Origin of the sequence: Mycetohabitans endofungorum (genome assembly GCF_002927045.1) — a bacterium.
In the GTDB taxonomy this organism is placed as follows: Bacteria; Pseudomonadota; Gammaproteobacteria; order Burkholderiales; family Burkholderiaceae; genus Mycetohabitans; species Mycetohabitans endofungorum.
In genome coordinates, this window is record NZ_PRDW01000036.1 from 1 (window position 1) to 5753 (window position 5753).

Genomic DNA, 5753 nt, shown 5'->3' on the forward strand with positions numbered 1-5753 from the left:
CCAATCACCAGATCCTCTTGCCCCGACAGCCGCGCGAGCACCGCGCTCCACGCCGCGAGCACCGTCATGAACAGCGTCGCGCCTTGCGCTTGGCTCAAACGCTTGAGCTCACGGGTTGTCTGCGCATCGATTCGAATCGGCACATAGGCACCCGCGAACGATTGCTGCGCCGGACGAGGCCGGTCAGTGGGTAGCGCCAGCAACACCGGGGCATCGGCCAGCTGCGTGCGCCAGTATTCGCTTTGCGCCTCAAGCCGCTCACCCGTGAGCCACTGACGCTGCCACACCGCATAGTCCGGATACTGGATCGTCAAAGGTGACAACGGATCCGTCTGCCCATCACAAGCCGCACGGTACAGCGCACTCAGTTCGCGCACTAGCACCCCCATGGACCAGCCATCCGACACGATATGGTGCTGCACGAGCAGCATCACGTACTCGTCATCGGCCAACTGCATGCCGCACGCACGCACGAGCGGGCCATGGACCAGGTCGAACGGCGCTTGGGCCGCCTCGGCGCTGAGCTGAGCTAACTGCGTATCCGCGTCGGGCACCCTGCGCAAGTCATGCCAGGCCATCGGCACGCCCGTCTCAGCAGGCAACAGCTGCACCTGCGGCTGACCGTCAACGCTGACGAACACCGAGCGCAGCGCTTCGTGACGCGCAAATAGCGCATCCAGTGCCTGCTGCCACGCGGTGATGTTAAGCGTGCCGCGCAGCCGCAGTGCCAGCGAGATATGATACGAGTCGCTCGCGCCGTCGAGTTGTGCAAGGAACCACAGCCGCTGCTGTGCGAACGACAACGGCAACGCACCGTCACGCGACACCGGCGTGATCACCGGCAGCACGGCGCGGTCCGTACGTTGCGCATTCAATGCCGCGGCCAACCCGGCCAGCGTCGGCGCAGCGAACAACGTTGCTAACGGCAATGCGATGCCCAGCATAGCCACCCGGTTCATCAAGCGCACCGCCAATAGTGAATGCCCACCCAACGCGAAGAAATTATCGTGCCGACCGACTCGTTCGACACCCAGCAACTCGCTCCAGATCGCCGCTAGCGTGGTCTCGATCTCACCTTGTGGCGCTTCATACACTTGCAGCGCAAAAGCCGCGCCGTCTGGCGCCGGCAGCGCACGCTGGTTCAGCTTGCCGCTCAATGTCAAAGGCAGCATATCAAGCTGCACGAACGCGACCGGCACCATGTAATCCGGCAGCGTTTGGCTAAGATAGGCTTTGAGTTCGACCGGTGTCATCGCCTCACCGTCAGCCGCGACCCAATAGGCCACCAAACGTCTGTCACCCGGATGATCCTCGCGTGACACCACCACTGACTGCGCGATGCTCGGATGCTTGACCAATGCCGCTTCGATTTCACCGGGTTCAATGCGAAAGCCCCGAATCTTAATCTGCTGATCCACGCGGCCGATATATTCCAACTGTCCATCCACGCGCCATCTTGCCAGGTCACCTGTCCGGTATAGCCGTTCGCCGGGTTCAAATGGGCTCGGTATAAAGCGTTCGGCGCTCAGTTCAGGTTGGTTGATATAGCCACGCGCCACCCCCGCCCCCGCAATATACAACTCGCCCGTCACACCTAGCGGCATGAGCTCCAAATGCTGCCCCAGCACATAGACTCGCACATTGGGCACCGGCCGACCAATCGGCACCCTTCCTTCCTGCTGGGCGTCGGCCTTGAACCACGTTGACGCCATCGTGCATTCGCTTGGACCGTATTGATTGACCACTGTTACTTGAGGGCCAAACGCTTTATGCACCTGTTCACATACACTTGCCTCTAGCGGCTCACCAGAGGTCAAGATAGTGTTCAACGACGATGCAATGGGGCCCTTCGGTACGGTTTCACAAAGACTACGCAAAAAGCTTGGCGTGATACTCAGCAATTTCGTCACCGACCTTTCACGAATCGCTGATAGATAGCGGCCTGGCTCTTTAGCCTGTTCGTTTGGCACGATGATCACGCGTGCGCCTGCTGTCAACGGACCAAACAAGTCGCGCATACAAGGGTCAAAGGCAAGACCCGTAATATTTAAAATAGTATCCGCACACGTGATGGCGTAATGGCGAGTCAGAAAACTTAAATAATTGACAACGCCATGATGCGAATGCATCACCCCTTTAGGCTGTCCTGTCGAACCTGAGGTATAAATAATGTAAGCAAGATGCTCGGCCGTGACCCCACTGTCCAGTCGTGTCTTGGGACACGCGGCAATCTTGGCCCAATCCTTATCGAGATCAATACGTCGTGCCTGGATTTCAGGCAGCCTCGCTTTAAGGTGGGATTGCGTCACCAACACCGCGACGCTCGCCTGGCGCAACATAGACGCTAAGCGCTCGGCCGGATGGCTGGGATCCAGCGGCAAATACGCGCCGCCTGCCTTTAGAATGCCTAATAGGCCAATGATTGCCTCAAGCGAGCGCTCGGCGCATAACCCCACCACGACTTCCGGACCCACGTCTAAGGTACGGAGGTAATACGCCAGTTGGTTTGCCCTATCGTTTAATTGCGCATAGCTAAGCGTCTGATCCTCATAGACCAATGCCGTTGCATCCGGCGTGCGCTCGGCCTGTGCTTCAAACAATTGGTGAATACACCGATGCGATGGATAATCCTGTTGTGTCGCGTTCCACGTCTGCAGCAACAACGTGCGCTCGGCCGGCGACAGCAACTCGACGCGCGTCACAGGATGTGATGCGTCAGCGGCCATCGCCTGCAACATCGTCTGCAAATACCCGACGTGTCGCTCGATCGTCGCACGATCGAACAGCGCCGTCGCATAGTGCAGAACGCCGACCATCTCTCCACCGGCTTCATACAAGTGCAGATTCAGATCGAATTTGGCCACATCGTAAGCTAAGTCCGCTGGCGTGACCTCTAACGCCGGCAAATCCCACACGGCACGCTCGTTACTCTGCCACACAAACATCACCTGAAACAACGGCGTATGATCAAGCCGCCTCGGCGGCTGCACAATCTCCACCACTTGCTCAAACGGCACATCCTGATACGCTTGCGCCCCCAACGTCGTGCGCCGCACCCGCTCAAGCAACTGCGCGGCGCTCGGCTCGCCGGACACATCCACCCGCAACGCCAACGTGTTCACAAAGAAGCCAATCAGCGGCTCAATTTGGGGGTGGTGACGATTCGCGCTGGGCGTGCCAATGACCAGGTCCTCTTGCCCCGACAGCCGCGCGAGCACCGCGCTCCACGCCGCGAGCACTGTCATGAATAGCGTCGCGCCTTGCGCTTGGCTCAAACGCTTCAGCGCTTGCGTGGTGGGTGTATCGATCTGAATCGGCACACAGGCACCGGCAAACGATTGCTGCGCCGGCCGCGGCCGGTCGGTCGGCAACGCCAGCAACACCGGTACATCGGCCAGCTGCGTGCGCCAGTACTCGCTCTGTGCCTTGAGCCGCTCGCCCGAGAGCCACTGCCGCTGCCAGGCCGCATAGTCCGGATATTGGATCGTCAGCGGCAGCAATGGATCAGCCGGCTCACCACAGGCTGCACGGTACAGCGCACTCAGCTCGCGCACCAGCACGCCGATCGACCAGCCATCCGACACAATATGGTGTTGCACGAGCAGCATCACGTGCTCGTCCTCGGCCAGTTGAATGCCGCACGCACGGATCAACGGGCCACGGGCCAGGTCGAACGGCGCTTGGGCCGCCTCGGCGCTCAGGCGCACCAGCTGGGTAGCCGCGTCAGGCACGCCGCGCAGGTCATGCCAGGTCATCAGCACGCCCATCTCAGCGGGCAACAGCTGCACCTGCGGCTGACCGTCGACGCTGACGAACGCCGAGCGCAGCGCTTCGTGACGCGCCCACAGCGCATCCAGCGCTTGTTGCCACGCCACTCGGTTCAAGGTACCGCGCAGGCGTAATGCCATCGGCATATGATACGTATCGCTCGCACCATCAAGCTGGGCAAAGAACCACAGTCGTTGCTGTGCGAACGACAACGGCAACGCACCGTCACGCGAGATCGGCGTGATCACAGGCAGCGCCGCACTGTCTGACGTGCGTTGCTCCTCAAGTACGGCGGCCAAGCCGGCCAATGTGGGTGCAGCAAACAACGTGGCCAGCGGCAATACGATGCCCAGCGTGGCCACCCGGTTCATCAAGCGCACCGCCAGCAACGAATGGCCACCGAGCACGAAGAAGTTATCGTGTCGGCTCACTTGCTCCACACCGAGCAATTCGGTCCAGATCTCGGCCAGCATGATCTCGAGCTCGCCTTGTGGTGCTTCATACGCTTGGTGCGCAAACGCGTCAGCGCTGGGTGCCGGCAATGCGCAGCGATCCAGCTTGCCGTTCGGCGTCAACGGCAATGCATCGAGCCGCACAAACGCACTGGGCACCATGTACTCGGGCAACGCTGCCGCCACATGCGTGCGCAACGTGCCCGCTAACGCGTCATCGGGCTCAGCCACCACATACGCGACTAGCCGTTTATCTGAGCCTTCGCCCACGGCCAGCACCACCGCCTCGCGCACCTGCGCATGCTGAGTCAAGCATGCCTCGATCTCACCCAATTCAATCCGAAAGCCGCGAAGCTTGACTTGATGGTCGTTGCGGCCCAGAAACTCCAGATTGCCATCGGGCAAGTAGCGCGCCAAATCCCCCGTCTTGTACATCCGCGCATCAGGCTCGGCCGAGAACGGATCGCACACGAAACGCTCAGCGGTCAGCTCCGGACGGTTCAGGTAACCCCGCGCGACGCCCGCGCCACCAATATACAACTCGCCCACCGCGCCTAATGGCACCGGCTGACCATTGCGATCCAGCAAATAAATCTGCGTGTTCGCGATCGGCCGGCCAATTGGGATACTGAGCGTGTCTTCCCGAATGGCGTCGATTCTATACGTCGTTGTAAACGTCGTGCTCTCGGTCGGGCCATACCCATTAATTAATTGTTGGGGTGGCGTACCCTGTAGCACTTGCGCCACCACGTTGGCATCCAGTGCATCTCCTCCTACAATCAATGCCTTGAGTTGCGGGAAAACCGGCACTAGTTCTATAAACAACTGATTAAACAGCCCAACGGTGAGCCACAAAATGCTAATGCGCTGTTCCTGCAAAGTTTGAGCAAAAGCAGCAGGATTGAGCACCGTGTCGCGACTAATGACGACAGCAGCTGCGCCATTAAGTAACGGAGCCCAAACTTCAAAAGTACTCGCGTCAAATGCTGGGTTGGCTGCAAACGCCACACGATCAGCAGCCCCAACATCGATATAACCATTGTTGATGACCAGTCGGGCAATGGAGCGATGCTCAACCATCACGCCCTTGGGCATGCCAGTGGAACCTGACGTATAGATCACATACGCCAGATGACGAGACGTCAGCACAGGCACTGAAGGGTTCGTCTCCGACTGCGCCGGCAGCCGATTCGGGTCCAGCACTGTGCGATCGGTCAAGGCCGCGCCACCCAGCGCCACCCGGCCCGCTGCATCAGCCAACACAATGTCCGGCACCGCATCCGCGAGGATATGCGCGAGCCGCTCGTCTGGATAACTTGGATCGAGCGGCACATATGCCCCACCCGCCTTCAGGATCGCCAGCAGCCCCACCACCATCGCTGGACTACGCTGCACACAGATCGCCACCCGTGCATCAGGCTGCACACCCAGTTCGATCAACTGATGCGCGAGGCGATTCGCCCGGGCATTCAACTGAGCGTAGCTGAGCGTCTGGTCCTCATAGACCAGTGCTGTCGCCTCGGGCGTGCGCTC

General features: G+C 60.1%; 1 protein-coding gene. It reads right to left on the reverse strand.

The window, feature by feature from the left end:
* A partial coding sequence (locus tag B0O95_RS14955) for a non-ribosomal peptide synthetase (protein ID WP_146064113.1) occupies positions 1-5753 on the reverse strand: 5753 nt, incomplete at both ends.